The sequence below is a fragment of the Plantactinospora sp. DSM 117369 genome (assembly GCF_053764795.1).
Map to the genome: position 1 here is coordinate 399,361 of NZ_CM132446.1, position 25,015 is coordinate 424,375.

Consider the following 25,015-nt stretch of genomic DNA (forward strand, 5'->3'; position numbering starts at 1 on the left):
TCGCCTGCGGGTCGTACCATCTCAGCCATGACCGGGCACGTGACCGCGCCGGCGGCGGCGCTGGCCGACCAGCTACCGAGCTGGGCGACGCTGCTCCGTGCCCCCAACCCGGGGCCGATGACCCTGGACGGCACCAATACCTGGGTGCTGGGCGTCCCGGGCACGGGTGAGGTGGTCGTGGTCGATCCGGGCCCGCTCGACGAGGGCCACCTGGCCGCCGTGGCCGCGCACGGGCCGGTCGCCGGGGTGCTGGTCACGCACGGCCACCCCGACCACACCGAGGGGCTGGACCGCTTTCTGGAGCTGACCGGTGCCGAGCCGCTGACCTTCCGCTGCGGGTGGTCGACGATCGAGCTGGCCGGCCTCCGGATCCGGTTGCTGATCACCCCGGGGCACACCGCCGACTCGCTCTGCTTCCTGGTCGAGGGCGGCGACGAGCGGGCCGTCTGCACCGGCGACACCATCCTGGGCCGGGGCACCACGATCGTCGCGCACCCCGACGGCGATCTGGGGAACTATCTCGAGAGCCTGGAGACGCTGACCGAGTTCGCCGGAGTGCCGGCGCTGCCCGGGCACGGCCCGCCGCTGGCCGACTGCGCCGTCGCGGCCCGGTTCTACCTGGCCCACCGGCAGGCCCGGCTCGACCAGGTCCGCACGGCCCGCAGCCAGGGGGCGCGCACCGCCGCCGAGGTGGTGGCGGTGGTCTACGCGGACGTGGACCAGTCGCTCTGGTCGGCGGCCGAATGGTCCGTCCGGGCCCAACTCGCCTATCTCGATCAAGAGAACCGGGAATCCGGCCCGGGGGCCGGTGGGTTGGAAAATCCGTGACCTGCCCGGTGTGTGGAACCGTTGCCGTACCCGGTGCGCGGTTCTGCCACAACTGCGGAGTCGCGCTGCCAGCCGCCGCGACCCTGCCGGAGGCGGAGCGCCGGGTGGTAACGGTGCTCTTTGGCGATCTGTCCGATTTTACCTCCTGGTCCGAGGATCTTGACCCGGAGCGGGTCAGTACGGTCACCGACCGGGTCCTCGCCGCGCTCGCCGGTGCGGTCAAGACCTTCGGCGGGCACGTCGACAAGCTGACCGGCGACGGGATCATGGCCGTCTTCGGCGCACCCGTCGCGCACGAGGACGACGCCGAGCGGGCGGTCCGGGCGGCGCTCTCCATGCAGCGCGCCGTACGCCGGGTGCTCGACGACGAGCAGGGCGGCGGAGCCCCACTCGGGCTGCGGGTCGGGCTCAACACCGGTGACGTGGTCGCCGGCATCCAGGCGTCGATCGAATACACCGTCATCGGGGACACCGTGAACACCGCCGCCCGGCTGGCCGACGCCGCCGCGATCGGCGCCGTCTACGCCGGTGCCCGGACGGCGGCGGCCACCCGGCGGGTCGCCTCCTGGCGGCAGCTCCGGCCGCTGCGGCTGAAGGGCAAGCGGGAGCCGGTCGAGGCGTACGAGCTGCTGGGCCTGCTGGACGCGCCCGGCACCCGGTCCGGGCTCGGTGACGAGGCGCCCTTCGTCGGTCGAGAGACCGAGATCGGCCGGGTCGCCGGTCGACTCGCCGAGGTGATCGACCAGGGGCAGCCCCGGGTGCTGCTGATGACCGCCGAGGCGGGGATCGGCAAGTCCCGGTTCGCCGCCGAGGTGGAACGGCTGGCCGCCGGTTACGACGTCGGCGCCGGCCGGTACGCGACGCACACCGGCGCCCGGGTGCTCTCGGTGAAGTGCGCGGCGTTCGGGGAGCGCCGCCGGCTCGCCCCGCTCGCCGACCTCGTCCGGGCGGCGGTCGGCCTGCCGGACGGCCCGGCCACCGCCGTCACCCGGCCGGTGGTCGAGGAGCGGCTGCGCCGGCTCGGCCAGCGGCTCTCCCGCTACCGACCCGACCCGCCACCGGTCGCCGTCGACCTCCTGCTCGCCCTGCTGGGCTACGCCGAGCTGCCTCCGGCGCACGGCACCGTGCCGGCGGGCCCCGCTGAGTGGTCAGCCGGCGAACCCGGCCCGGACGCCGACGCGATTCCGGCCGCCGTCGCCGAACTGCTCAGCGCGCTCGCCGCCGAGACCCCGCTCGCGGTCATCGTCGACGACCTGCACGACGCCACCCCGGAGACCACCGACGCGCTCGGCGTGACGCTGTCCCGGCTGACCGGGCCGGTACTGGTGCTGCTGCTCGGCCGCCCCGAGCTGGTCCGCACCGCCGGTGCGCTGACCCGGGTGGCCGACGCCGAGGTGCACGCCCTGCCGCCGCTGCGCGGTGCGGACGCGGCCCGGCTGCTGACCGCCTACCTCGGCGGGGGGCGGCTGCCCCAGGCCGACGTGGACCGGCTGCTCGCCACTGCCCAGGGCAACCCGTTCTATCTGGCCGAGCTGGTCACGCTGCTGATGGAGCGGGGCGCGCTGACCACCGTGCGGGGCCGGGCTCCGGCCAGGCCCTCCCTCGCCGGCCAGGCCGTCGCCCCGGGTACCGGTGTCGCCGGCTCCGCCGTACTGACCGGCGCGGCCGGGACCGCCGCCCCGGCCGAGCGGACCGGCGGAACGGTCGGCGGACGGACCGGCGGAACGGTTGGACGGAGCAGCGGAACCGTCGGCGCGGACGAGGCGCGGGGAGCGGGGCAGGGAGGCGGCTCGACACCCGTCCTGGTCGGCGTGGCGGGTCCGGTCGGCGGCACCGGCGTGGGAGCCGCCGGCATCTGGCGGCTGGCGCCCGGTTCGCTGGGCAGCCGGCTGCTCTCCCGGGACCTCGCCGCCGTGCTGGCGGCCCGGATCGACGCGTTGCCGCCTGACGCCCGCGCGGCGCTGCGGGATGCCGCGGTGGTCGGCGACACGGTGCCGGCCGGTGCGCTGGAGGCGCTGCGCGAGCGGCGGGCCGGGCGCGAGGGGCGGCCGACCGCGGTCGTCGCGGTCGAGCTGGAGCGGGCCGTCGAGGAGCTGCTCCAGCGCCGGATGCTGCACCGCAACCGGGACGGTTACATCTTCGCCACCCCGCTGATGCGGGAGGCCGTCTACGCCGGCATCGGCAAGGCCGATCTCGCCGACCGGCACGCCGCGCTCGCCGAGTGGGCCGCGCCGCCGGACCCGGTAACCGGTCCGGGCGAGGCGGTCCGGGCCGGTGCCGGGGCGAGCGGGCTGCCGGCCGCCGAGCGCGACGCCTTCATCGCCGAGCATGCCGAGCGGGCCAGCGCGCTCGCCGACGTGGTCAGCCTGCGCTCCGACGCGACCGCCCGGAACGTGGCGCCGCTCGGCATGGCGGCGCTGGGCCGCTCCGCCCGGCGGGCACTCGCCGCCGGAGAGCCGGCACAGGCCGTCGAGTACGCCGAGCGGGCCGCCCGGCTCGCCGGTGAGTCGGTGCCCGGTGGCGACCGGCTGGTGCACGCCCGCGCACTGCTCCAGGTGGGGCGGATCGCCGAGGCGCTCGCCTTCGCCGAGAAGATCGGGGCGAACGCCGGGGACGACGTCGCCGTACGGGCCGGGGCACTGCTCGTGGTCGGTCAGGCGTACCTGGCCCAGGGGGACCAGGCGCGGGCGGTGAGCTCCTGGCAGGAGGCGTTGCAGGTGGCCACCCGGCACAACCTGCCGGGGCCCCGGGCGTCGGCGATGCGGCGGCTCGGGATGGCCGACTTCGTCAGCGGCCGGCTGAGCCAGGCCAGCAGCCGGTTCGCCGGGGCGTACCAGGTCAATCTGGATGCCGACGATCCCCGGGGGCAGGCCTGGTCACTCCAGAACCTGGCCTGGGTCACCACTACCCGGGGCGACTTCGCCGGCACCGACGCGGTACTCGGCCGGGCGGCCCGGCTCTTCGCCGAGATCGACGATCCGGTGGGGCGGGCCTGGCTGCGCGGTACCACCGCGTTCGCCCGGCTGCTCGCCGGCCGGCTCGGCGAGGCGCGCCGGCTGGCCCAGGTCTTCCTCCCGTTCGGCGAGCGGGTCAGCGAGGCGTGGGCGGTGGGTACGCTGCGCGCCGTGGAGGCGTTCGCCGCCGCTGAACTGGGCGAACTCGCCGAGGCCGACCGCGAGGCGCGGCGCGCGTACCGGGACTTCGCCGCCGCAGCCGACGACTGGGGCCGGGGCTTCGCCCTGGTCGTACGCGGCGCGGTGGCGCGCGGCGTCGGCGAGCCGGAGCACGCCACCGACCTGCTCACCGACGCGCTCGGGTACGGCCGGCGCACCTCACACCCGCTGCTCACCGGGCTCGCCGGCACCCTGCGCGGGTTCGTGGCGCTCGACCGGGGGGATGTCGCGGCGGCGGAACGGGACGCCGAGGCGGTGCTGGCGGCGGTGGAGCCGCACAACCCGTTGGCGCCGACCCAGCTCGGTCCCCGGATGCTGCTCGCCGCGAGCCGGCTGGCCGACGGCGACGCGGCGACCGCGGTGAACCTGCTCGAACCGATCGCGACGGCCGGCGCGGTGCCGTCGGTGCTGTTCAGCCGCCGCCAGGCCCTGGCCCGGTACGCGTCCGCGCTGCTCGCCGACGGGCGGCCGGCGGTCGCGCTGGACTGGGCCCGGCAGGCGGTGGAGGCTCCGGGCGAGGACATCCGCAGTCGGGTGATCGCCGTTCGGATACTCGCCGAGGCACTGGCCGGGGCGGGCCAGCCGGCGGAGGCGGCCGAGGCGGCCGAGGCGGCGGTCCGGTTGGCGTACTCGACGCAGCAGACCAGTGAGCGGGCCGCGGCGGAGGAGTTGCGGGCCCGGCTGGCCCGGCCGTCGACGGGTACCGCCGCCCGGGAGGGGCTGGCGGTGGTCCGGCAGCGGCTCGCTGAGGAGATCACGGCGCCGGCAGCCGGGTTCGATTCCATCGATCTTCGGGATACCGCCCAGCCCGGGCAGCCGTTAGCCTAGATCCACTGCCGTCCACAGCGGACTGGCGCCGGCACGGAGGATCGCAGGTGAGGCTGCCCCGCTCGGCCGCAGGCTGGACCATCGCCGTCTTCGGAGGGCTCGCTCTGCTGCTCGGCGCCGTCGGCCTGGTCCGGCCGGAGTGGCTGCTCGCCATGCTCGGCTTCGAGGTGCTCGAACCGGCCGACCGGGTCGCCGGCGACTACACGCGGACCTTCGTCGCGGCCTCGTCGATGGCTTCGTTCAACATGGGCATCTACTACCTGCTGGCCGCGTGGACCCAATGGCGGCCGTTCTTCCGGTTCACCGTGCTGTTCCGGCTGCTGACCTTCACCGTCTTCACCATCCTGGTGCTGACCGAGGTGGCGCCGGGACGGTTCTTCGGAGTGGCCCTCTGGGAGGGCCTCGGTGCGGTTGCCACCGCCGCCGGTCTCTGGTACGACCGGCGCCGGAATGGCAACCAGCCGGTAACAGCCACGGGTGCGGGGGGCTGAACCCGCTCATGTTCCCGGTATTTTCAAGTCTGTGACCGACACCCCGCCAGGCGCGCTGCCGCTGCCCGTCGTGCCCGGCCTGACGGATTTGCAGGTATTTGCCCGGGGTGGTTATGCCACCGTGTACCGGGCGACCCAGCAGTCCGTGGGGCGCGAGGTCGCGGTGAAGGTCGAGAACCGGACCCTGGACAGTGAGCGGGACCAGCGCCGATTCCTCCGCGAGGCGCGGGCGGCCGGCCGGATGTCGTCCCATCCGCACGTGGTCGATCTCTTCGATGCCGGGGTCACCGAGGACCAGCACCCATATCTGATCATGGAACTCTGCGACGGGTCGTACGCCGAGCGGATGCGTACCTCGCCGCTGAGCCCGGTCGAGGCGCGCGACGTCGGCGTGAAGATCGCCGACGCGCTCGCCGACGCCCACCAGCTCGGGGTGCTGCACCGGGACGTCAAGCCGGCCAACATCCTCTACTCCCGGTTCAACGAGCCGGCACTGGCCGACTTCGGGCTGGCCGTACTCGCCGAGGCCCGGGACTCGGCGATCACCCTTGAGGTGCTGACCCCGGCGTACGCGCCACCGGAGATGTTCCGGCACAGCCCACCGTCACCGGCCGTGGATGTGTACGCGCTCTGCGCCACCCTCTACGCGGTGATGCACGGCAAGCCGCCGCGCTGGCAGGCCGACCGCAACCCCGGACTGCTCACCCTGCTGGAGCTCTTCGCCGAGCCGATCCCGGAGCTGCCGGGCGTACCGGCCCCACTGCTCGACCTGCTCCGCTACGGGATGGCGAACGACCCCGCCGACCGACCCACCGCCGAGCAGTTGCGGGACCTGCTTGCCGCCGTACCGTTGGATCCGCCGGCCGTGCCGAAAACGCCGAACCGGAACGTGGTCGCCGCCGTGCCGGTGTCGGGGATTCCGGTCTCCGGGATTCCGGTCTCCGGCGGGTCCTGGCCACCCGGTGCCACCGGCGCGCCGGCCGGCAGCGCCGCCGCCTCCGGGAGTGGCGGCCCGGCGGGCTCCGCGATGACCTCGGCCCCCGCCGGTACGCCCTCGCCCCGCACACCCACCTCCGGCGCGCCCGTCTCCGGCGTGCCGGTCTCGGGCGTCCCCGTCTCCGGGGCGCCGACCTCGGGTGGTGCCCCGCCCAGCGTCTACCTCTCGAAGTCCTACACGCCGCCGCCACCCCGGCCCGGTTCCGGCCCGCCGGAGGTGGATGCGGAGTCCACCATCTCCCGGCCCCGCCGCAAGCGGCGTTACTGGATCTTCGGCGGCCTGGGCGTGCTGGCCCTGCTGGCCACCATCGCCAGCGGTTCCTGGTTCCTCGCCACCCGGGGGCTGCCGGGGCCGTCGCCGAGCGGGCGGGCGGTGGCGACGACGGCCGGTCCGACCGCCAGCCGAGCGCCGGTCGGGACCGGCGCGCTGCCGGGCTGCCAGTTGCCGCTGCCCGAGGCCGCCCGCTGCCCGGCCGAGCTGGAGTGTTTCGGGCCGGTCCGGCTCCGGGGCACGACGGCGGAGGCCAGCGAGATTTCCTGCGCGGGCCGGCACACCTGGGAGTCCTATGCCGAGGGTGACCTGCCACCCGGGCTGGACCCGGCCGACCATGCGGCGGTGAAGAACGACATCACCGTCCGCCAGGTCTGCAACGCGACCGTCTTCCGGCACACCACCACCCTGATCGACGTCGCCCCGTGGCGTTTCGAGGTGTTGCCGCCGCCCGGCGGGACCGGGCGGACCTTCCGCTGCCTGGCGGGCAAGGGCGTCGACCGGCTCACCGGGCCCGTCCTGTCGGCGAGCTGACCTCCGCGTGGTGCTGACTACCGAAGTGGACGTTGCCGGCTACGCTCGGCGCTTAGCATCCCCTTCCAGACCGGGGTCCGCCCATGACCGAGACATCGCCCAGAGGCCGGCTACGGCTGCTCGGCACGACCATGGCGGTCGTGCTCACCCTGCTGCTCGCCGCCGGAGCGGGCTGCGACAGCCAGCGCGGTCCCGAACCCCCCTCGGTGCAGGAGAAGCTCAAGCAGTCGCACATCTACGGCCAGAGCAAGCTGCGGATCGGGGTCGCCACCCTGGAGCCGCTGATGGGCATACTCGACGACAACGGCAAGTACGTCGGGTTCGACATTGACATCGCCCGGTACATCGCGGCGTCGCTCGGCTACGCCGGGGACCAGCGGATCGAGTTCGTGCAGCTCGCCACCGAGGACCGGATTCCCGCGCTGCAGAGCGGGCAGGTCGACATGGTGGTCTCCAGCTTCTCCATCACCGAGGAGCGGCAGAAGCTGGTGAGCTTTGCCGGACCGTACTTCATCACCACCCAGGAGGTGATGATCCCGGTCGCGCTGAAGAACCGGATCCGCACCATCGAGGACCTGCGCGACTCCAGCTTGCGGATCTGCGTCGGGGGCGGGTCGACCACCGAGGCCGAACTCGAGAAACACGACATCAAGACGCTGGTGGTCAAGAACGTCCGGGACTGCGTGCAGGGGATCATCGACGGCAGGTACGACGCGGTGAGTTCCGACGAGACGATCCTCGCCGGGTTCCGCTCCCGCTATCCGGCGAGGTTCGAGATCGTCGACATGCCGTTCGGCACCAGCGAGCAACTCGGCATCGGGGTGCCGATCAGCGATCCGGCGCTGCGTGACCTGGTCGCCTTCTTCCTGCACAAGAGCTACCAGGAGGGGCGCGCCGGCCGGACGAGTCCGTGGCTCAGCGCGTACCACCGGAACCTGGGGCCCTGGCTCGGTCCGGATCGTCAGCAGCCGCCGCCGCTGAACGTCCCGGATCTGGTGGACTTCGACGAGAAGGCGCCGGTGTGACCCTCTCCGGGCGGAAGTCGACGGCACCCCGGTCCGCCGCCCCGACCGGCCGGGGCGGCGTCGAGAGCGGCCGGCCGGCGGCCGGTGGCGTCCCGGCGACCGATGCCCTGTCAACCGACCTGCCGGCGACCGACCTGCCGGCGACCGACCTGCCGACGTCCGATGATCCGAAATCCGACGTTCCGGTGGTCGGTGCCTCCAGCGGCGGCGGTGACCGGGGTGGACGGTCGGAGGCGGGGTGGCCGTCCGCGGCCGACGACGCCGCGGAGCGGAGATCCCGGGCCAGCCAGTCCTTCTGGACGCTGGTCGTCGGGGTGCCGGCGATCTTCTCGGTACTCCGGCTGGGCGTGGAGGCCGGCGGCGAGTTGCAGACCACCCTGCTGCTGGTCGCCAACGTGAATCCGGTGAATCTGGCCGCCGCGCTGGTCACCACCGCCGCCCGGCTGGTCTCGGCCGGGCTGGTCGCGGTCTTCGCGATCGGCGCCGTGCTGCTGGCCAGTGCCCAGCGCAACCCGTCGCACCGGATCGGCCGGCATCCGCCGATCTTCGCCCGATGGCGGGCGATCACCCCGCCGTGGGTGGTGATCGCCAGCTTCGCCGTCGCGCTCGCCACCTGGCCGATCCTCTACCTGCCACTGCTGCTGCCGGCGTTCGCGGCCGCGTTCCAGCTCAGCCCGGCCCGGCTCGACGAGCGCCGGATCCCCCGGCTACTGCTCCTCGGCGCACTGCTGGCCGGGTACGCCGTGCTGATGCTGCCGACCCTGGCTGACGCGTGGAAGCAGCGGGAGGCGTTCGCGGTACTCGTGATCGCGGCCCCGCCGCTGCTGGCGATGCTCGTCACCGGGCCCGTACCGGTGATGGTGGCCCGGCCGCTCGCCATGACGGCCCAGTTGGCGGTACTGGCGATGCTCTGCTGGGCGGCGCTGCCGGTGATCACCACTCCGGTGCTGCCGCTGACCGTCACCACGATCCGGGCCGCCGACGACGGCACCACCCCGCCGGCCTCGGGCGGCGGGCCGATCGCGCCCGGTGCGGAGGCCGGTGGCGTCGAGCGGATCCGGGGGCACGTGATCACGGTGGACGACGTCAGCATGGTGATCCTCCAGGAGCGCGGCGGCGTCCGGTACGTGCCGACCGGCCGGGTCGAGGCGCAGGTGCTCTGCCCGACCGAGGAGGAACTACCCCGCTACCGGCTGCGGATCCGCGGCTTCCACGTCGAGGACTCCCTGCTGGAGGGGATGGGCCGGCGGGTACGCCCGGTGAACCGAATCGACGCGGAGTGCCGGACGGCCATCAGCATGGGCTCTCCGGGTGATCAGTAGCTCCTCGGCTGTCCGAGGACGCGCTGGGCGACGAAGTTGAGGATCATCTCGCGGCTGACCGGGGCGATCCGGCCGGCCCGTACCGCGCCGAGCAGGGTGGCCACCCCGTAGTCGGTGGTCATCCCGTTGCCGCCGTGCACCTGGATCGCGGTGTCCACGGCCAGCGCCGCCGCCTCCGCCGAGGCGTACTTGGCGAGGTTCGCGGCGACGCCGGCCTCGACGTCCCGCCCGGCGTCGTACAGGGTGGCGGCCTTGGCGATCATCAGTCGGGCCAGTTCCACCTGGACGGCGGCGTGTGCGAGCGGATGCGAGACTCCCTGGTGGGCGCCGATCGGCCGACCCCAGACCCGCCGGGTGGCGGTGTAGGTGGAGGCGCGTTCGATCGCGTACCGGCCGGTGCCGGCGCTCATCGCGGCGACCGTGATCCGCTCCGGGTTGAGCCCGGCGAAGAGCGCCGGCAGTCCGGCGTCCAGCCCGCCCCGGTCGCCCGGCTCGGCCGTACCACCGATCAGGGCGTCACCGGGCAGCCGTACGTCGTCGAAGTAGAGCAGCCACTGGTTCTCCGGGGAGACGATCTCCATCTCCAGCTTCGACATGGTCAGCCCGGGGGCGTCCGTCGGGACGACGAAGAGCGCGGGGCGGAGCCGCTCGTCGGCCGTCGGGCGACCACCGCCGCCCCGGTCGGTGGCGCCGTCGCCCTCCGCCGGCCCGGCCGGCCCGTCGTCGGGTACCCGGGCGACGACCAGGACGTACGGCGCCTCGTCCACTCCGGAGATGAAGCACTTCCGGCCGGAGAGCACCCAGTCCGCGCCGTCCCGGCGGGCGACCGTGCCGAGCCGGTGGAAGTTCGAGCCCGCCTCCGGTTCGGTGATCGCGAAGGCGATCTTCAGCGACCCGTCGGCGAGCCCGGGCAGGAAGGCCCGGCGCTGCGTCTCGGTACCGTGCCGACCGATCACCGTACCCGCGATGGCCGGCGAGACCACCAGGAGCAGCAGCGGGCAGCCGGTCGCCGCCAGCTCCTCGCAGACGATGGCCAGCTCGGTGATACCGCCGCCACCGCCGCCGTACTCGGCGGGGATGTTGACCCCGAGGTAGCCCAGCCGGCCGGCCTCGTCCCACAGTTCGGTGGTGTGCTGGCCGGCCTTCGCCTTGGTGACGAAGTAGTCGTGGCCGTAGCGCTGGCCGAGGGCCCGGACGGCCTCGCGGAGCTGCCGCTGCTCGGGAGTGGGGTCGAAGTCCATGCGGGATGCCTTCCGACGAGGGGAGCTGGGGATGGGCGCCGGACTACTCCGGGTCCGGCACGCCGGTCCGCTCCGGGCCCGGTGTCGTGGGCCGTTCCGGGTCTGGTGTCGTGGGCTGCTCCGGGGTGACGACGGCGAGCACCGCACCGGTCTCCACCTGGGAGCCGGCGGCGACCGGCAGCTCGGTCACCACCCCGGCGGTCGGGGCGGCGACCAGGTGTTCGAGCTTCATCGCCTCCAGCACGAGCAGCGGCTCACCGGCGGCGACCCGCTGCCCGGCTGCCACCAGGGACCGGCTGACCGTGCCGGGCATCGGTGCCAGCAGCGAGCCCTCGGCCAGCTCCGGTGCCGGCTCGGCGTACCGGGGCAGCTCGGTCAGCGCGACCGAACCGTCCGGACCGTCCACGAAGGAGACTTCCCCGACCCGGTGTACGGCGAACGCGTGCCGGACGCCGTCGACCGCCAGCACGGTGCGGGACGGTTCGGCGGCGAGCAGCACCACGTCGGGTTGCCCGCTCGGCTCGGGTTGCCCGCTCGGCTTGGCGCCGATGGGCCGGGCCGCCCAGGTGACCAGGGTGCCGGAGCGGTCCAGCCGGTAGTCGACCTCGATCGGGCCGGTCGGGCCGGCGTACCCGATGGTCTGTGGTGTGGTGGGGACGTTGCGCCAGCCGGACGGCAGCGTGCCGAGCACCGGGGCCGCGGCCCGGCGTTCGGCGGCCCCGGCCAGCGCGGCGGCCAGCCCGGCCAGCCCGACCCGGTCCGGCGGGAGCAGCGGGGCGAAGACCTCCGGATGCCGGTCGAGGAAACCGGTGTCGATCTCGCCGGCCCGGAACTCCGCCGAGCGCAGCACCCGGACCAGCAGGTCCCGGTTGGTCGTCACGCCGTGCAGCTCCGCCCGACGCAGCGCGCCGGCCAGCGCCCGGGCCGCCTCGTCCCGGGTCGGTGCCCAGGCGATCAGCTTGGCGACCATCGAGTCGTAGTGCACCCCGACCACCGAGCCGTCCCGTACCCCCGAGTCGAGCCGCAACCCGGAGTCGCGCCGGGGATCGGTGCCGAACTCGGCGGTGACCCCCGGCACGGCGAACCGGTGCAGCGTGCCGGTGGCCGGCAACCAGTCGGCGGCCGGGTCCTCGGCGCAGAGGCGTACCTCGATCGCGTGTGCGGTGACCGGCGGGGCGGTGGTCGGCAGCGCCCCGCCCTCGGCGACCAGCAGTTGCAGCCGGACCAGATCGGTACCGGTGACGCACTCGGTCACCGCGTGCTCGACCTGGAGCCGGGTGTTCATCTCCAGGAAGTGGAAGTCGCCGGCCGGGGTGAGCAGGAACTCGACGGTACCCACCCCGAGATAGCCGACGGCGCGGGCGGCGGCCACCGCCGCGCTCTCCAGCCCGGCCCGCAGTTCCGGGCCGACCGCGACCGAGGGCGCCTCCTCGACGATCTTCTGGTGCCGGCGCTGGATGGAGCACTCGCGCTCGCCGAGCGAGAGCACGGTGCCGTGCGCGTCAGCGACGACCTGCACCTCGACGTGCCGGGCCCGCTCGACGTACGGCTCGACGAAGACCGTGTCGTCGCCGAACGCGGCGGCCGCCTCCCGGCGGGCCGACTCGATCGCCCGAGCGAGGTCGGCCGGGTCGCGGACGATCCGCATCCCGCGCCCGCCGCCGCCGGCCGCCGCCTTGACCAGTACCGGAAACGCCTCGACCTGAGCGGCGGCGGTGTACGTCGGCAGCATCGGCACGCGCGCGTCGGCGAGCAGCGCCTTCGCCTCGGTCTTGTCACCCATCGCCGCGATCGCCTTGGCGGGCGGGCCGACCCAGGTCAGCCCGGCGTCCCCGACCGCGCTGGCGAAACCGGCGTGCTCGGCGAGGAAGCCGTAGCCGGGATGCACCGCGTCGGCCCCGGTCCGGCGGGCCGCCTCGACCAGCAGGTCGACCCGGAGGTACGTCTCGACCGGCGCGGCGCCCGGCAACCTGACCGCGACGTCGGCCTCGGCGACGTACGGCGCGTCGGCGTCCGGGTCGGAGTACACGGCGACCGTCTCGATGCCGAGGGACCGGCAGGTGGCGAAGATCCGTCGGGCGATCTCGCCCCGGTTGGCCACCAGCAGTCTGCGGATCATCCGCCGCTCCTCCTCGCAGGGTTGGGTGCACCAGAGGTGGTCATTGGCTCAGAACCGGAAGACGCCGTAGGTGTCCGTGCCCCGGACCGGTCCGTTGTGGACCGCCGAGAGGCAGAGCCCGAGCACCGTACGGGTGTCCCGGGGGTCGATGACGCCGTCGTCGTAGAGCCGGCCGGAGAGGTGCAGCGCGGCCGACTCCGCCTCGATCTGCCGCTCCACCATGGCCCGCATGGCGGCGTCGGAGTCCTCGTCGTAGGGCCGGCCCCTGGCCTGGGCCGCCTGCCGGGCCACGATCGAGAGCACTCCGGCGAGCTGGGTCGGGCCCATCACCGCCGACTTGGCGTTCGGCCAGGTGAAGAGGAAACGCGGCTCGTACGCCCGCCCGCACATGCCGTAGTTTCCCGCCCCGTACGAGGCGCCGAGGTTGACCGTCAGGTGCGGCACGGTCGAGTTCGACACCGCGTTGATCATGAGCGCGCCGTGCTTGATGATGCCGCGCTGCTCGTACTCGGTGCCGACCATGTAGCCGGTGGTGTTCTGCAGGAACAGCAGCGGGGTGTCGGTGGCGTTGGCGAGCTGGATGAACTGGGCCGCCTTCTGCGCCTCCTCGGAGAAGAGCACGCCCTGGACGTTGGCCAGGACACCGACCGGATAACCGTGCAACTCGCCCCACCCGGTGGCCAGGGCGCGCCCGTAGGCCGGCTTGAACTCGTCGAACTCGGAACCGTCCAGGATCCGGGCCAGCACCTCGCGCGGGTCGAACGGCACCCGCAGATCGCCGCTGGGGATGCCGAGCAGCTCCTCGGGGTCGTACTTCGGCGGCTCGGGCAGGGCGGTCCGGGGTGCCGGACCCTGCTTGCGCCAGGCCAGCCGGCGTACGCACTGCCGGGCCAGTCGCAGCCCGTCCGGCTCGTCGGCGGCGACGAAATCGGCGAGTCCGGAGGTGCTGGCGTGCATGGCGGCGCCGCCCAGCGACTCGTCGTCGGCGTCCTCCCCGGTGGCCATCTTGACCAGCGGCGGACCGGCCAGGAAGACCTTCGCCCGGCCGCGCACCATGATGGTGTGGTCGGACATCCCCGGCACGTACGCCCCGCCGGCCGTCGCGGTGCCGAACACCACCGAGACGGTCGGGATCCGGGCCGCCGAGAGCCGGGTCAGGTCCCGGAAGACCCGCCCACCGGGGATGAAGATCTCCGCCTGGCTGGGCAGGTCGGCCCCGCCGGACTCGACCAGGTTGATCATCGGCAGCCGGTTCGCCAGGGCAATCTCGCCGGCCCGCTGGGTCTTGCGCAGCGTGTACGGGTTGACCGCGCCGCCGCGTACCGTCGGGTCGTTGGCGACGACCACGCACTCGACCCCCTCGACCACCCCGATCCCGGTGACCACGCCGGCACCGGTCGGGAAGTCGGTACCCCAGGCGGCGACCGGGGAGAGTTCCAGGAACGGGGCGTCCCGGTCGAGCAGCAGCTCGATCCGTTCCCGGGCCAGGAGTTTGCCCCGGTCGTGGTGCCGGGCCACGTACTTCTCGCCGCCGCCGGCCCGGGCGGCGTCCAGCGCGCTCTCCAGCTCCGCCAGCCGGTCCAGCATCGCCGCCCGGTTCTCCCGGTACGCCGGAGCCGCCGGGTCGACGGCCGTCCGCAACACGCTCACCCTCGACTCCTCACGCCCACGGTCCTGGCTCCCGATGTGCCACGGTCAGATCCCCAGGCCCTTGGCGATGATCTCGTTCATGATCTCCGTGGTACCGCCGCCGATGCCCAGGATCCGTGCGTCCCGGTAGTGCCGTTCCACCTCGGCGTCGCGCAGGTAGCCGTGGCCGCCGTGCAGTTGGACGGCCTGGTCGACCACCCAGTCGCAGGCCGCCACGGCGGCGTTCTTGGCCATCGCCACCTCGTCCGGCACCGGCTCGCCGGCCGCCACCCGGTCGGCCACCTGCCGGACGTACCCGCGGGCCGCCGCCGTCCGGGTGGCCATCTCGGCGAGCCGGTGCCGGACGACCTGCCGTCCGGTGAGCGGAGCGCCGAAGGTGTGCCGGTCCCGGCACCAGGCCAGGGTCAGGTCGAGGCAGCGCTGCGCGGTGGCGTACGCCTGGGTGGCCAGGGAGAGCCGCTCGGTGCCGAATTCCCGCATGATGGCGGCGAAGCCGGCGTTCTCGGCGCCGACCAGGTTCCGCGCCGGAACCCGAACGTCGGTGAAGGAGAGTGCGGCGGTGTCGGAGCAGTGCCAGCCGAGCTTGTCCAGCCGGCGGTCGACGGTGCAGCCCGGTGCGTCCTTGTCGATCACCAGCAGCGAGATGCCGGCCGCACCCGGTGGACCGGTCCGGACGGCGGTGGTGACGAAGTCGGCCCGTACCCCGCTGGTGACGAAGATCTTCGTGCCGTTGACCAGGTAGTCGTCACCGTCCCGCCGGGCGGTCGTACGCAGCGCCGCCACGTCCGAGCCGCCGTCCGGCTCGGTGACGGCGAGTGCCCCGATCCGGGCCCCGGCGAGGGTCGGCCGGACGTACCGGTCGATCAGCTCGGCGGCACCGCCCGACTCCGGCCGACCGTCCCGCTGCCAGGCGGCGACGATGTGCGGCAGCGCGATGCCGTGCGTGAAGAGCGCGGCGACCAGCCCGGACGAGCCGCCGGCCCGGATCAGTTCCTCGGTGACCAGCAGGCTGTCCCGCAGGTCGCCGCCGCTGCCGCCGACCTCCTCCGGAAAGCCGACCCCGAGCAGTCCCAGTTCGGCGGCGACGCCGTGCAGTGCCCGGGGCACCTCGCCGGCCCGTTCCCAGCCGTCCAGTTGGGACAGTACGTCGCGCGCGACGAACCGCCGGGTCAGCTCCCGGAGCTGCCGCCGTTCCAGGCTCTCCGGCTCGCTCATCCCGACCCCGCTGCGGCCGGTCGTACCGCCGCCTCCCCGGCCTGGACCGCCTCCCCGGCCTGGACCGCCTCAGCGGCGTGCAGGGTCGCCGCACCGGTCCCCGTCGCCTCACCGGCCCGCAGGGGCGCCTTGCCGGTCCCCGCCGCCTGCGTCGGTGGCCCGGGGAGCAGTTCGGCCGGCAGGTCGACGACGCGGGCGCGCAGCAGTTCGCCGAGCGCCTTGGCCTGCGGGTCGAACCGGGTGGAGCCGGCCGCGCCCGCACCCAGCAGGCCGGTGAGCACGAAGTTCACCGCCCGCAGGTGGGGCAGGTCGTACCGCCGCAGCGGCAGTGTGGCGGTCTCCGGCAGCAGCGTGCGCAGCCGTTCGACGGTCAGCCAGCCGCGCAGCCACTGGTGTCCGGCGTCCGACCGGGCCCACACCCCGAGGTTGGCGTCGCCGCCCTTGTCACCCGAGCGGGCACCGACCACCGTCCCGAGCGGTGCCCGCCGGGTCGGACCGGTCTCGGCCGGTGGCTCGTCCGGGCCGGCGAGTGGCTCCGCGTCCGGGCCGGCGAGCGGCTCCGCGTGCTGCGGCGCGGTGACCGGCGGAGGTGCGATGTCGACCCGCTCGCCGGAGGGGAGCACGGCGACCTGCCGTACCCGCTCCTGGGCCACCTCCTCGGCGGCGAAGACCCCGTACGGGCTGGCGTCGCCGGGCGGGGTGGTCAGGGTGCAGCCGGGGTAGGAGGCCAGGGCCAGTTCGACGGCGGCGGCCGAGAAGGCCCGCCCGGCCCGCTTCGGGTCCCTGTCGCTCAGGTGTACGTGCAGCAGCGCGCTCGCCGTCTCGGTGTCGACCGCGTCCGCATGGTCGGTACGGGCGAGCGTGAACTCCAGCCCGTCGGCGCCGACCGCCTCGGTGAGCTGCTCCCGGACCAGTGCCGCCTTCGCCTCGATGTCCAGTCCACAGAGGACGAACGTCATCGAGTTGCGGAAGCCGCCCAGCCGGGTGACTCCGACCTTCAGGGTTGGCGGCGGGGGAGTGCCCCGGGCCCCGCTGACGCGCACCCGGTCCGGGCCGGCGTCGGTCAGGGTGACCGTGTCGAGCCGGGTCACCACGTCCGGGCCGAGATAGTCGGGGCCGGCGATCTCGTACAACAGTTGTGCGGTGACGGTCTCCCGGGTGACCGCCCCGCCGGTGCCCGGATGCTTGGTGAGCACCGCCGAGCCGTCCGGGTGCAGCTCGGCGATCGGGAAGCCGGGACGGCGCCCGCCGTCCGGCAGCTCGGTGAAGAAGCTGAAGTTGCCGCCGCTGACCTGGGTGCCGCACTCCAGCAGGTGGCCGGCGACGGTCGCCCCGGCCAGCGGGTCGAGATCGGCCCGGGTCCAGCCGAAGTGCGCGATCCCCGGGCCGACCGCCAGCGAGGCGTCGGTGACCCGCCCGGTGACCACCACGTCCGCTCCGGCGCTCAGACAGGCGGCGATGCCGAACGCCCCCAGGTACGCGTTCGCGGTCAGCGTGCCCGGCCGGTCCAGCGCGTCGCCCTCGACGTACCCGATCCGGGCCGGCAGCCCGAGCCGGTCGGCGAGGGTACGCAGCGCGGCGGCCAGCCCGGCCGGGTGGAGCCCGCCCGCGTTCGTCACGATCCGCACGCCCCGGTCCAGCGCGGTGCCGAGGCAGGGTTCGAGCTGCCGGAGGAAGGTGCGGGCGTAGCCGAGTTCCGGGTCGCGGTGCCGGTCCCGGCCGAGGATCAGCATGGTCAGCTCGGCCAGGTAGTCGCCGGTCAGCACGTCGAGGTCGCCGCCGTCGAGCATCTCCCGCCAGGCGCTGGACCGGTCGCCGTAGAACCCGGAGGCGTTGCCGATCCGCAGCACGTCCGGGCTGGCGCCGATCACGACACCCCGCCCGGCCGGCGGTGTTCAGCTAGATCGGGGTGTCCGCCCGGCTCGCGGCCGGGGCCGGGTGGGCCGGCGAAGACCTGGGCGATGCCGAGCCACTCGGTGGCGACCGGCCCGACCGCGACCAGGGCCAGGTCGGCGTGGTGCCGCCGCTGGGTGACCAGCAGGCAGAAGTCCAGTGCCGGCCCGGAGACCCGGTCCACCGCGTCGGCCGGCCCGAACCGCCAGGACTCACCGTCGGGCCCGGTCAGCTCGACCCGTACGGGTGCGTCGGGGATCGGGCGGCCGTGCGTGGCGAAGGCGTGCCCGACGGTACGGGCACCGAGGTAGGCGACGTGCCGGAGCCGGGCGGTCGGCGTACGGGTGACGCCGAGCGTGTCGGCGACATCCTCGCCGTGCGCCCAGGTCTCCATGATCCGGGCGGTGGCCATCGAGGTGGCCGACATCCTGGTGCCGTACCAGGGCATCTTCACCCCGGCCGGCACGCCGCGCAGCGCCCGGTCCAGGGCCGACCGGCTGGCTCGCCACCGGTCCAGCAGTTCGGGTACGGGTGCCAGGAACTCCGACGCGCCCCGGTCGATGAAGCCGTGCGGGTCGTTGGCCGCGTGCCGGATCGACTCGGCGAACGCGTCGACGTCGGTGGCGGCCAACGTGGCGACGTGGTCGGTCCAGGCGAGGTGGGCGATCTGGTGGGCGACGGTCCAGCCCGGCGCGGGGGTGGGACGGGCCCAGTCCGCCTCGGGCAGCTCCACGACCAGCGCCTCCAGCGCCGCCGACTCGGCGGCCAGGTCCGTCAGCAAACTGTCCAGGTCGACCATGCGCGGCCTCCTTGCCGGTCACGGATCGTGTGCGTTCGGTGCGGGTGGGTGGCGCGGCAGTGCGGGTGGGTGGCGTAGCGGTGCGGGTCAGGGGTGTGCGGTGGCGACGATCGAGGCGAGTTGGTGTTTCCAGATGCCGAGCAGGGCGCCGCGCCGGGCCGAGTCGTCGGAGAGCAGGTTGGCCACCCCGAGCCCTCGGAGCAGGTCGAGGGTCGCCTGGATCGCCTCGCGTACCCCCGGTTGCCGTTCGTCGGCGCCGAGCAGGTCGACGGTGAGCCGGTGCATCTCGCGGCCGACCCGGGCCTCCAGCGGGACCAGCGCGTCCCGCAGCTCCGGATCGGTCCGCCCGGCCACCCACAGCTCCAGGGCGGCGACGAAGAGTGGGCCGGTGAACGCACTGGCCAGCATGTCGATGACCCGGTCGAGCCGCTCGGGTCCGGCCGGCAGGCCGGCCGCCTCGGCCCGGATCTCCGCTGCCCGGCGCTCCGCCAGGTGCTCGACGGCGGCCATCACCAGGGTGCTCTTGGTGGGGTAGTGGTGCAGTTGGGCGCCCCGGGAGACGCCGGCCCGGGCCGCCACCACCGTGGTGGTGGTGCCGGACCAACCCCGCTCGACCAGGCACTCCACAGTGGCCTCCAGCACCCGGGCCTGGGTGGCCCGGCTGCGTTCCCGCTGGGGTGTACGGGTCGGTGTGCTGGACACGGGGACAGCCTGCCGGGTGAGAAACAAACAGTCAAGACTGCTTGTTTCTCGTCGCTGGTCTGTCGATTCCACTTTGTACACTCGGCGTACCCAATCGAGGCGTCGTGGTAACCCGGAGTTGGTTGACGGCGTTTTGTGCGAAAAGTACGGTATCTCTGCTTCGCGGTTCGCGAGGCGCTCTCGCGCGTGGCGGAAGGTGGGTCAGCAGGATGTTCGACGACCTCGTAGAGGAGATCCAGGAAGATCTCGACGACCTTGAGGACGCGTTGGAGGACGTCGGCCTCGACGTCGAGATCGACGGGGAGTAACCGTCCGGGGTGGTCGACCCGGGTCGGCTACCCCACGTCGGCGTGCTGGGCGGACGTCAGGACCACCGAAGGCTAGTTCGAGGGGGTCGCGTCGATCGCGTCCCTGGCCTGGGCTGGGCCAGGGCCACCCCGCCGAGCACCAGCAGCGTTCCGCGGATCGCCGGCACGGTGGTCGGTTCGTCCACCACGAGGGCGCCGAGTAGCGCCGCGACGACCGGCAGTAGGTCGTGGCAGAGGCTGCCGTCGGTCCCCGTCAGCGATCAGCCGGTAGTCCAGCGCCTTCCGTCCTATGCCACCGCACCGGAGCGACGTCGGAGCCGACCGGACGCCGAATGCGTGACCGCGCCGTTCCGCTGCGTGCGGCCGCAGGGTGTACCGTCCGGATTGGCGGCTCGCCGGGTAACGGTAGAGGAGTTGTCGTCTAGGCCCTGCCGGGAAGGGTTGGCGTGGAATGACCGAGCTGGACGCGACTGGCGCACGGGCCGTGCACTGGTGCCCGAATCGGCTGACCAAGCGCACGAATCCGACGGATAGCTCCGCACCCCAGATTCAGCGGCGGTAGCAGATGCCTGCCACGATCGGTGACGAACTCTTCATCGGCGAGCAGCTCGCTTACTGGCGGAAGCGCCGAGGTAAGACGCAGCGCGCCTTGGCTGGCCTTGCTGGTCTGAGCCAGCCGTACCTGAGCCAGATCGAACGCGGCGAGCGCGCCGTCGACCGTCGTGCCACCCTCGTCGCTCTGGCCGGCGCGCTCAGCCTCTCTGTTTCGGAACTCACCGGTCAGCCCGGCGACCCGACAGCACCGGCAAAAGCGACCGCTGCCGCCAGTGTCCCGGCTATCCGCGAGACGCTGATCAGGCGAGAGGTGGGCGAGACCCGTCCGCCTGAGGGCAGCGTCGAGAGGTTGATGGAGGCCGGCGGCGCGTACGACTTCGCTGCCGCCGCTCCCATGTTGCCCGCCTTGCTCGGTGGGCTGACCGGTCCGGATCTTGTCCAGGTGTGTCATGTTGCGGTGTTCACGCTCAAACACCTCGGCTATCCGGATCTCGCCCGGGACGCGGCTCGGCTCGCGGTCCTCGCGGCCGAGGAGGTGCAGGAGCCTGCGTGGATCGGCGCAGCGGAATTCATCAGAATCCTGAGCCTGCCGCCTGAGTTGCCCACCATGCCCACTACGCGGGCGCAGCGGATGGCGGTTGACATCCAACCGAACACTGGCGATCCGGAGGTACGTCAGGTCTACGGAATGCTGCACCTCTATGCAGCGCTGCGGTCGGCGGTCGACCGGCGTCCGGACGACGCTCTGGGCCATCTGCGGGAGGCGCAGGATGCTGCCGACTCGCTTGGTGAGCCGGTGAACCTGGGACTGGCACGATTCGCGTTCGGTCCGACCAATGTCGGGATCTGGCGGCTTGCTGTGCAACTGGAACTCGGAGAAACGGCCCTAGCTATCGAAGGGGCGGCATCGGTCATACCGGAGCGGATTCCGCTGGCGATTCGCCAGGCTCCCTTCTACCTCGATCTCGGACAAGCTCTGGTGGATCAACGACGGGACAGTGAAGCCATAGCGGCGTTCCTGCGTGCGGAGGCGATAGCGCCGCAGTTCATCCGACTGCGCCCTACCGTTCGGGACAGCATCGCCGTAGTCATTCGCCGGACGAGAAAGAACGCGATCAGCAAGCCGATGCGCCGGGCAGCCGCGATTGCCGGGCTGGAACACCAACTCGTCTGATTGCAGGAAGCAATCAACCCTGGTCACATCTCGCCTACGTTCTGTGATGGAAGCGGCGCCACGACCCCCGTCGGCAAACGGTCCCGGCCGCACGTTGCTTCCGCTGCGCAGGTGCGGGATCCAGCTTCCCCTTCTGGCTTCCGCACCTGTCTGAACAGGGTGCGGTGGTCGGTGCCGTGTGGGGCCCAGCCGCCGCGCCCCCAGGACTCTGCGGCGAGGAGATCACCATGCGCGGATGGCGGTGGGCCCGGCGGTCCGACCCGGTGCCTGATCCGGTCGGACCGGCGACGGCGTACCCGGACCAGCGAGGCTGCTACGCCGAAGGTGCCGCGCCGGTCGAGCGGCAACCACCGGAACGGCAGGCGGGCACGGCAGACCCGACCTCCGGCGGGCAGGTGGACGGGCCGGCGAGGCCCGGCGGGTACGGCCGGCGGCGCGGTTACCGCCGCGACGGCATCGGCCGATGACGGAGCCCGCCGGAAGGGTTCCCGGCTCGGGGTTGGCGATCGCCCGGACCGTCATCGCGATGCGCCGGGCCGCCGAGCGCTGCTGGCACTCCTCGCCGTCCGGAGCGTCGGGTTGCGTACTCCTCGAATGGGCGGCCCGGCGAGCCACCCGGCAAACCTTGACGCTCGCCGCCCGGCGGATCGTCGCCGCGCACTGGCCCACCGCCGGGGGCGGCTGCCCGCTCTGCGTGACCCCGGACTGCCCGGCCTTCCTGACCGCCGCGGCCTACCTCGATCTGATCGGCGACAGCTACCTGCCACTGCCGGCCCGCTCCGCGAGCCGGCCGCTGCTGCCGGCGGTCTCGGAATCTTGGCAAATTAGGGCGCGCGGCGAACCATAGTTCGCCAAGGATCTTGGCGAGGTCGCTGTGCACAGCGGGCGCGGACCGGCCCCGCACCATCCCGGTGGTGGTACGGGGCCGAGGGCGTACGTGGTCGGTCAGACCCGGGCGCGGCGGGCCAGGCGCTCCGGGTCGAGGATGATGATGCTCTTGCCGTCCAGCCGCAGCCAGCCCCGCGAGGCGAAGTCGGCCAGCGCCTTGTTGACGGTCTCCCGGGAGGCGCCGACGAGCTGGGCGATCTCCTCCTGGGTCAGGTCGTGGGTGACCCGGAGTACGCCGCCGTCCCGGGTGCCGAACCGGCCCGCCATCTGGAGCAGGTTCTTCGCCACCCGGCCGGGCACGTCAGTGAAGATCAGGTCGGCCAGGTTGTCGTTCGTCCGGCGCAGCCTGCGGGCGAGTACCCGGAGCAACTGCTCGGCGATCTCCGGCCGGTTGTTCAGCCACGGCCGCAGCGCCTGCTTGCGGAGCCGGGCGAGCCGGGTGTCGATCACGGCGGTGGCGGTCGCCGTACGCGGGCCGGGGTCGAACAGCGAAAGCTCGCCGACCATGTCGGACGGGCCCATCACGGCGATCAGGTTCTGCCGGCCGTCAGCGGCCCGGCGACCAACCTTGATCTTGCCACTCAGGACGATATAAAGGCTGTCGCCCGGTTCGCCCTCGTTAAAGACGATCTCGCCCTTGCGGACCTCGATCGTCTCCATGTCCTTCGCGAGTGCCTCGGCAGCCTCGGGGTCCACGCCCTGGAAGATCCCGCTCCGAGCCAACACCTCGTCCATCGCGCACCTCCGCCCACGCGAGCCGCCCGCGGCCGGGTTCCGGCCGGTGATCGGCGCGCGCCGCCAAGTCTAGGCGCATGTGAAGAGTAATCGGAGGAGCACCCCTGGAATCTTGATCTGGCGCCGGGGCGGGTAACCCCAGATAACCCGGGGGTACGCCCGGTTTGGCGGCTGCTGTGTCCGCCCGGGCGGGTCCAGGGCTCACGCCCGGGTCCAGGTGGTGGTCGGGCCCGGCGGCGACCAAAGGGGTGGACCTTAGAGTCGGTCGGTGCTTGGTGAACTCGCGTTGACCTACCGTGCCGAGGAGGGGCGGGAGGTCCCGATGCTGGTGTGGCGGCTCGACCGACCGGCGCTGGCGATCAGCTCCGGGCCGCTCGGCGGCGGGATCGGGGTACGACACTGGGTGGTCAACGCGACCGTGCCGATGTCGTACCGCCGGGACGACCCGGAGGTCCACCTCGGCGAGCTGGCCGACCGGCTCGGCCTGCACGGACCCGGGGTCGGACTGCTCACCGGGGTCGACGTGGCCGAGGTGGTGACCGCCGACGACGGCGATGTCCGGATCTGGGCCACCGTCGGTCTCGGTGCCCCGATCTGGGCGGCCGAGGCCCCCGGGCGCAGCCTCCGTCCGGTGGACCACGTTGGCACGGTCAACATCGTCGCGCTGTTGCCGGAACGGCTCGGCGACGCCGCACTGGTGAACGCCGTCGCGACGATCACCGAGGCGAAGGCGCAGGCGCTGCGCGAGCTGGGCCTGCCGGCCACCGGTACCGCCACCGACGCGGTGACCGTGCTCTGCCCGCCGGACGGCCCCGCCGCCCCGTACGGCGGCCCACGGTCGCGCTGGGGTGCCCCGCTGGCCCGCGCCGCCTGCCGGGCGGTACGTGAGGGCGGCGCTCGACCGACCGTCCCCTGGTCGCAGCGCTGACGGTCGTGACCTCAACGGTCGGGTGCCCGGCGGGGCTGCCGCGGTAGCTTGCGTAGGCCATGATGACTGACGTCGATCTGGCTGACACGGCGTCGTGGTACGGGGGAGCGATTCGATGCGACGACTCGGCGGCATCCTGCTGATTTTCGCGCTGACCGGCGGATTGGCCGGCTGTGGCGGTGGCGACGAGCCCCGCCTGCTTCCGGTCCCCGACACCTTCGTCGCCGAGGGCACGTCCCGACTCTCGGATCCGTTCGGCGACCTGGGGATCGAGTCGCGGGAACTTCCCGAGGACGCCGTGCTCGTCGGCGCGGAGTACGAGGTGGCACTGAGCCGGTACGGCGTGGCGAGCGAACTGACCGAGGAGGCGGTCCGGGAGCTGCGCCTGCGGGGTCAGGCGCAGGCCGCTCCCTGGCTGGCCGGTAACGGCCGGGAGTTCCTGATGCTCCACCTGACCGAGCCCGAGCAGCCCACGCGTCGGCTGTCCAACCGGTTCCCGGAGTCGGCGGTGCTGGTGGACGGCGAGCCCCGGAAGCTCGGCGAGACGGCGCTGCTGCCGAACCGGGTGGTCGTGGTGTCGGTACCGGCGGGGGCGGACGCCACCCTCGCCGTCACCGAGGGCGGGCAGACCCAGTCGATCAGCATCCGCACCGGCAAGCTCGTCGGACCGTCGCCGAAGCCGGTGACGCCGACGTCGTCCCCACCCGAGGGGGATCGGCCGGTCGCCTCGGGTTCCGCCCGGCTGGCCGACTACGTCACCGTCGCCCGCCGGGATCCGGGCCTGGGTTGGGACGCGCTGATCGACGTCGACGTCGAGGTCGAGCTGCGCCGGTACGACCAGAAGCGGGGCGCGGCCCCGGACGGCGCACTCTGGGCGTACGTCAGGGTGAAACTCCACGCCAACCCCACCCGGGTCAAGTTCAAGATTGATCTGTCCCGGAGCCTGACCATCCGGACCGCCGCCGGACAGGTGCTCCGGGTCCCCGCCGGTACAACGCTGACGGTGCCCAACTTCCAGGCCCCGGGTTCGACGCTGACGGTTCCGGCCACCTGGTCCGAGGCGTTCCGGGTACCGGCGACGACCCGGAAGCTGTCGGTGACCTACCGGACCCGGGCCACCGTCACCGAGGACGACGGCCGGAAGGCGGCGTTCGAGCGTCGGGACACCCGCAACACCGGCACCATCACCCTGAAGTGACGGCGCCGGTGTAGTCGACCGAACGCGGGTCGCGGACCGTCCGGGACCGGCCGGAGGTGACCCTCGGGGAGTCCCGACAGGCGGTACGGCAACATCGGCCGATCGACGGTCGCCCCGGTTGCCCGATCCCGGTACTGTCACC

18 protein-coding genes and 2 pseudogenes are annotated in these 25,015 nt (G+C 73.3%); 12 read left to right on the plus strand and 8 right to left on the minus strand.

The window, feature by feature from the left end; all coding sequences use genetic code 11:
• Window positions 1-27 precede the first annotated feature (27 nt).
• The 7 genes and pseudogenes from ACSMXO_RS01880 to ACSMXO_RS01910 all read left to right on the plus strand — a co-directional run bounded on the left by ACSMXO_RS01880 (window position 28) and on the right by ACSMXO_RS01910 (window position 9,468).
• Complete coding sequence (locus tag ACSMXO_RS01880; RefSeq protein ID WP_346259116.1) at window positions 28-828, plus strand: MBL fold metallo-hydrolase; 801 nt, start codon at window positions 28-30, stop codon at window positions 826-828.
• A pseudogene (locus ACSMXO_RS01885) lies at window positions 825-2,396 on the plus strand (adenylate/guanylate cyclase domain-containing protein); the annotation flags it as partial. The gene ACSMXO_RS01880 and the pseudogene ACSMXO_RS01885, both read left to right, overlap by 4 nt.
• A 204-nt stretch (window positions 2,397-2,600) precedes the next feature.
• Window positions 2,601-4,688: pseudogene (locus ACSMXO_RS01890) on the plus strand (adenylate/guanylate cyclase domain-containing protein); the annotation flags it as partial.
• A 188-nt stretch (window positions 4,689-4,876) separates the two neighbouring features.
• Window positions 4,877-5,320, plus strand: coding sequence for a hypothetical protein (locus ACSMXO_RS01895; RefSeq protein WP_455416489.1), 444 nt, complete (start codon window positions 4,877-4,879; stop codon window positions 5,318-5,320).
• 31 nt (window positions 5,321-5,351) lie between these two features.
• The gene (locus ACSMXO_RS01900; RefSeq protein WP_455416490.1) at window positions 5,352-7,121 is read left to right on the plus strand and encodes a protein kinase domain-containing protein; all 1,770 of its coding nucleotides are present in this window, start codon (window positions 5,352-5,354) and stop codon (window positions 7,119-7,121) included.
• An 83-nt stretch (window positions 7,122-7,204) separates the two neighbouring features.
• Window positions 7,205-8,146, plus strand: coding sequence for a transporter substrate-binding domain-containing protein (locus ACSMXO_RS01905; RefSeq protein WP_455416491.1), 942 nt, complete (start codon window positions 7,205-7,207; stop codon window positions 8,144-8,146).
• Entirely contained in the window at window positions 8,143-9,468 is a 1,326-nt protein-coding gene (locus tag ACSMXO_RS01910; protein ID WP_455416492.1) for a hypothetical protein, read from the plus strand. Before ACSMXO_RS01905 ends, ACSMXO_RS01910 begins: the two co-directional genes overlap by 4 nt.
• Here ACSMXO_RS01910 and ACSMXO_RS01915 read toward each other — a convergent pair.
• The 7 genes from ACSMXO_RS01915 to ACSMXO_RS01945 all read right to left on the minus strand — a co-directional run bounded on the left by ACSMXO_RS01915 (window position 9,462) and on the right by ACSMXO_RS01945 (window position 19,087).
• Window positions 9,462-10,709: an acyl-CoA dehydrogenase family protein gene (locus tag ACSMXO_RS01915; RefSeq protein WP_455416493.1), complete on the minus strand. Its 1,248-nt coding sequence runs from the start codon at window positions 10,707-10,709 to the stop codon at window positions 9,462-9,464. The two genes, ACSMXO_RS01910 and ACSMXO_RS01915, sit on opposite strands and share 7 nt — an antisense overlap.
• A gap of 43 nt (window positions 10,710-10,752) precedes the next feature.
• On the minus strand, window positions 10,753-12,828 hold the full coding sequence (locus ACSMXO_RS01920; RefSeq protein ID WP_455416494.1) for an ATP-binding protein: 2,076 nt from the start codon (window positions 12,826-12,828) through the stop codon (window positions 10,753-10,755).
• Window positions 12,829-12,876: 48 nt separating this feature from the next.
• A complete protein-coding gene (locus ACSMXO_RS01925; protein ID WP_455419140.1) occupies window positions 12,877-14,415 on the minus strand; it encodes an acyl-CoA carboxylase subunit beta in 1,539 nt (512 codons plus the stop codon).
• Between the two features lie 108 nt (window positions 14,416-14,523).
• On the minus strand, window positions 14,524-15,693 hold the full coding sequence (locus ACSMXO_RS01930; protein ID WP_455416495.1) for an acyl-CoA dehydrogenase family protein: 1,170 nt from the start codon (window positions 15,691-15,693) through the stop codon (window positions 14,524-14,526).
• On the minus strand, window positions 15,690-17,483 hold the full coding sequence (locus ACSMXO_RS01935; RefSeq protein WP_455419141.1) for an acyclic terpene utilization AtuA family protein: 1,794 nt from the start codon (window positions 17,481-17,483) through the stop codon (window positions 15,690-15,692). Before ACSMXO_RS01935 ends, ACSMXO_RS01930 begins: the two co-directional genes overlap by 4 nt.
• A gap of 77 nt (window positions 17,484-17,560) precedes the next feature.
• Entirely contained in the window at window positions 17,561-18,385 is an 825-nt protein-coding gene (locus ACSMXO_RS01940; RefSeq protein ID WP_455416496.1) for a TIGR03084 family metal-binding protein, read from the minus strand.
• Between the two features lie 87 nt (window positions 18,386-18,472).
• Window positions 18,473-19,087 (minus strand): TetR/AcrR family transcriptional regulator, encoded by a 615-nt coding sequence (locus tag ACSMXO_RS01945; protein ID WP_346259105.1) that lies wholly within the window; start codon window positions 19,085-19,087, stop codon window positions 18,473-18,475.
• An 873-nt stretch (window positions 19,088-19,960) separates the two neighbouring features.
• Here ACSMXO_RS01945 and ACSMXO_RS01950 point away from each other — a divergent pair.
• From ACSMXO_RS01950 to ACSMXO_RS01960, 3 genes are all read left to right on the plus strand, one after another.
• Window positions 19,961-21,124, plus strand: coding sequence for a helix-turn-helix domain-containing protein (locus ACSMXO_RS01950; RefSeq protein ID WP_455416497.1), 1,164 nt, complete (start codon window positions 19,961-19,963; stop codon window positions 21,122-21,124).
• A gap of 227 nt (window positions 21,125-21,351) precedes the next feature.
• Window positions 21,352-21,591 carry a hypothetical protein gene (locus tag ACSMXO_RS01955; protein WP_455416498.1) on the plus strand — a complete coding sequence of 80 codons (240 nt, stop codon included), beginning with the start codon at window positions 21,352-21,354 and terminating at the stop codon, window positions 21,589-21,591.
• Window positions 21,588-21,971 (plus strand): hypothetical protein, encoded by a 384-nt coding sequence (locus ACSMXO_RS01960; RefSeq protein ID WP_455416499.1) that lies wholly within the window; start codon window positions 21,588-21,590, stop codon window positions 21,969-21,971. The genes ACSMXO_RS01955 and ACSMXO_RS01960 overlap by 4 nt, the downstream gene beginning before the upstream one ends.
• 98 nt (window positions 21,972-22,069) lie before the next feature.
• Here ACSMXO_RS01960 and ACSMXO_RS01965 read toward each other — a convergent pair whose 3' ends face one another.
• Window positions 22,070-22,747, minus strand: coding sequence for a Crp/Fnr family transcriptional regulator (locus tag ACSMXO_RS01965; protein ID WP_192766500.1), 678 nt, complete (start codon window positions 22,745-22,747; stop codon window positions 22,070-22,072).
• A 268-nt stretch (window positions 22,748-23,015) separates the two neighbouring features.
• Here ACSMXO_RS01965 and ACSMXO_RS01970 point away from each other — a divergent pair, with 268 nt between their 5' ends.
• The gene (locus tag ACSMXO_RS01970; protein ID WP_455416500.1) at window positions 23,016-23,675 is read left to right on the plus strand and encodes an adenosylcobinamide amidohydrolase; all 660 of its coding nucleotides are present in this window, start codon (window positions 23,016-23,018) and stop codon (window positions 23,673-23,675) included.
• 115 nt (window positions 23,676-23,790) lie between these two features.
• Window positions 23,791-24,873 (plus strand): hypothetical protein, encoded by a 1,083-nt coding sequence (locus tag ACSMXO_RS01975; protein ID WP_455416501.1) that lies wholly within the window; start codon window positions 23,791-23,793, stop codon window positions 24,871-24,873.
• Window positions 24,874-25,015: the final 142 nt, after the last annotated feature.

Excerpts from the sequence above, each read along its gene's own strand:
- ACSMXO_RS01915 (WP_455416493.1), bottom strand. The coding sequence starts at position 10,709 with ATGGACTTCGACCCCACTCCCGAGCAGCGGCAGCTCCGCGAGGCCGTC.
- ACSMXO_RS01950 (WP_455416497.1), top strand. The coding sequence starts at position 19,961 with ATGCCTGCCACGATCGGTGACGAACTCTTCATCGGCGAGCAGCTCGCT.
- ACSMXO_RS01930 (WP_455416495.1), bottom strand. The coding sequence starts at position 15,693 with ATGAGCGAGCCGGAGAGCCTGGAACGGCGGCAGCTCCGGGAGCTGACC.
- ACSMXO_RS01960 (WP_455416499.1), top strand. The coding sequence starts at position 21,588 with ATGACGGAGCCCGCCGGAAGGGTTCCCGGCTCGGGGTTGGCGATCGCC.
- ACSMXO_RS01940 (WP_455416496.1), bottom strand. The coding sequence starts at position 18,385 with ATGGTCGACCTGGACAGTTTGCTGACGGACCTGGCCGCCGAGTCGGCG.
- ACSMXO_RS01975 (WP_455416501.1), top strand. The coding sequence starts at position 23,791 with ATGCGACGACTCGGCGGCATCCTGCTGATTTTCGCGCTGACCGGCGGA.
- ACSMXO_RS01920 (WP_455416494.1), bottom strand. The coding sequence starts at position 12,828 with ATGATCCGCAGACTGCTGGTGGCCAACCGGGGCGAGATCGCCCGACGG.
- ACSMXO_RS01905 (WP_455416491.1), top strand. The coding sequence starts at position 7,205 with ATGACCGAGACATCGCCCAGAGGCCGGCTACGGCTGCTCGGCACGACC.
- ACSMXO_RS01880 (WP_346259116.1), top strand. The coding sequence starts at position 28 with ATGACCGGGCACGTGACCGCGCCGGCGGCGGCGCTGGCCGACCAGCTA.
- ACSMXO_RS01955 (WP_455416498.1), top strand. The coding sequence starts at position 21,352 with ATGCGCGGATGGCGGTGGGCCCGGCGGTCCGACCCGGTGCCTGATCCG.
- ACSMXO_RS01935 (WP_455419141.1), bottom strand. The coding sequence starts at position 17,483 with ATGCTCGACGGCGGCGACCTCGACGTGCTGACCGGCGACTACCTGGCC.
- ACSMXO_RS01925 (WP_455419140.1), bottom strand. The coding sequence starts at position 14,415 with ATGCTGGACCGGCTGGCGGAGCTGGAGAGCGCGCTGGACGCCGCCCGG.
- ACSMXO_RS01965 (WP_192766500.1), bottom strand. The coding sequence starts at position 22,747 with ATGGACGAGGTGTTGGCTCGGAGCGGGATCTTCCAGGGCGTGGACCCC.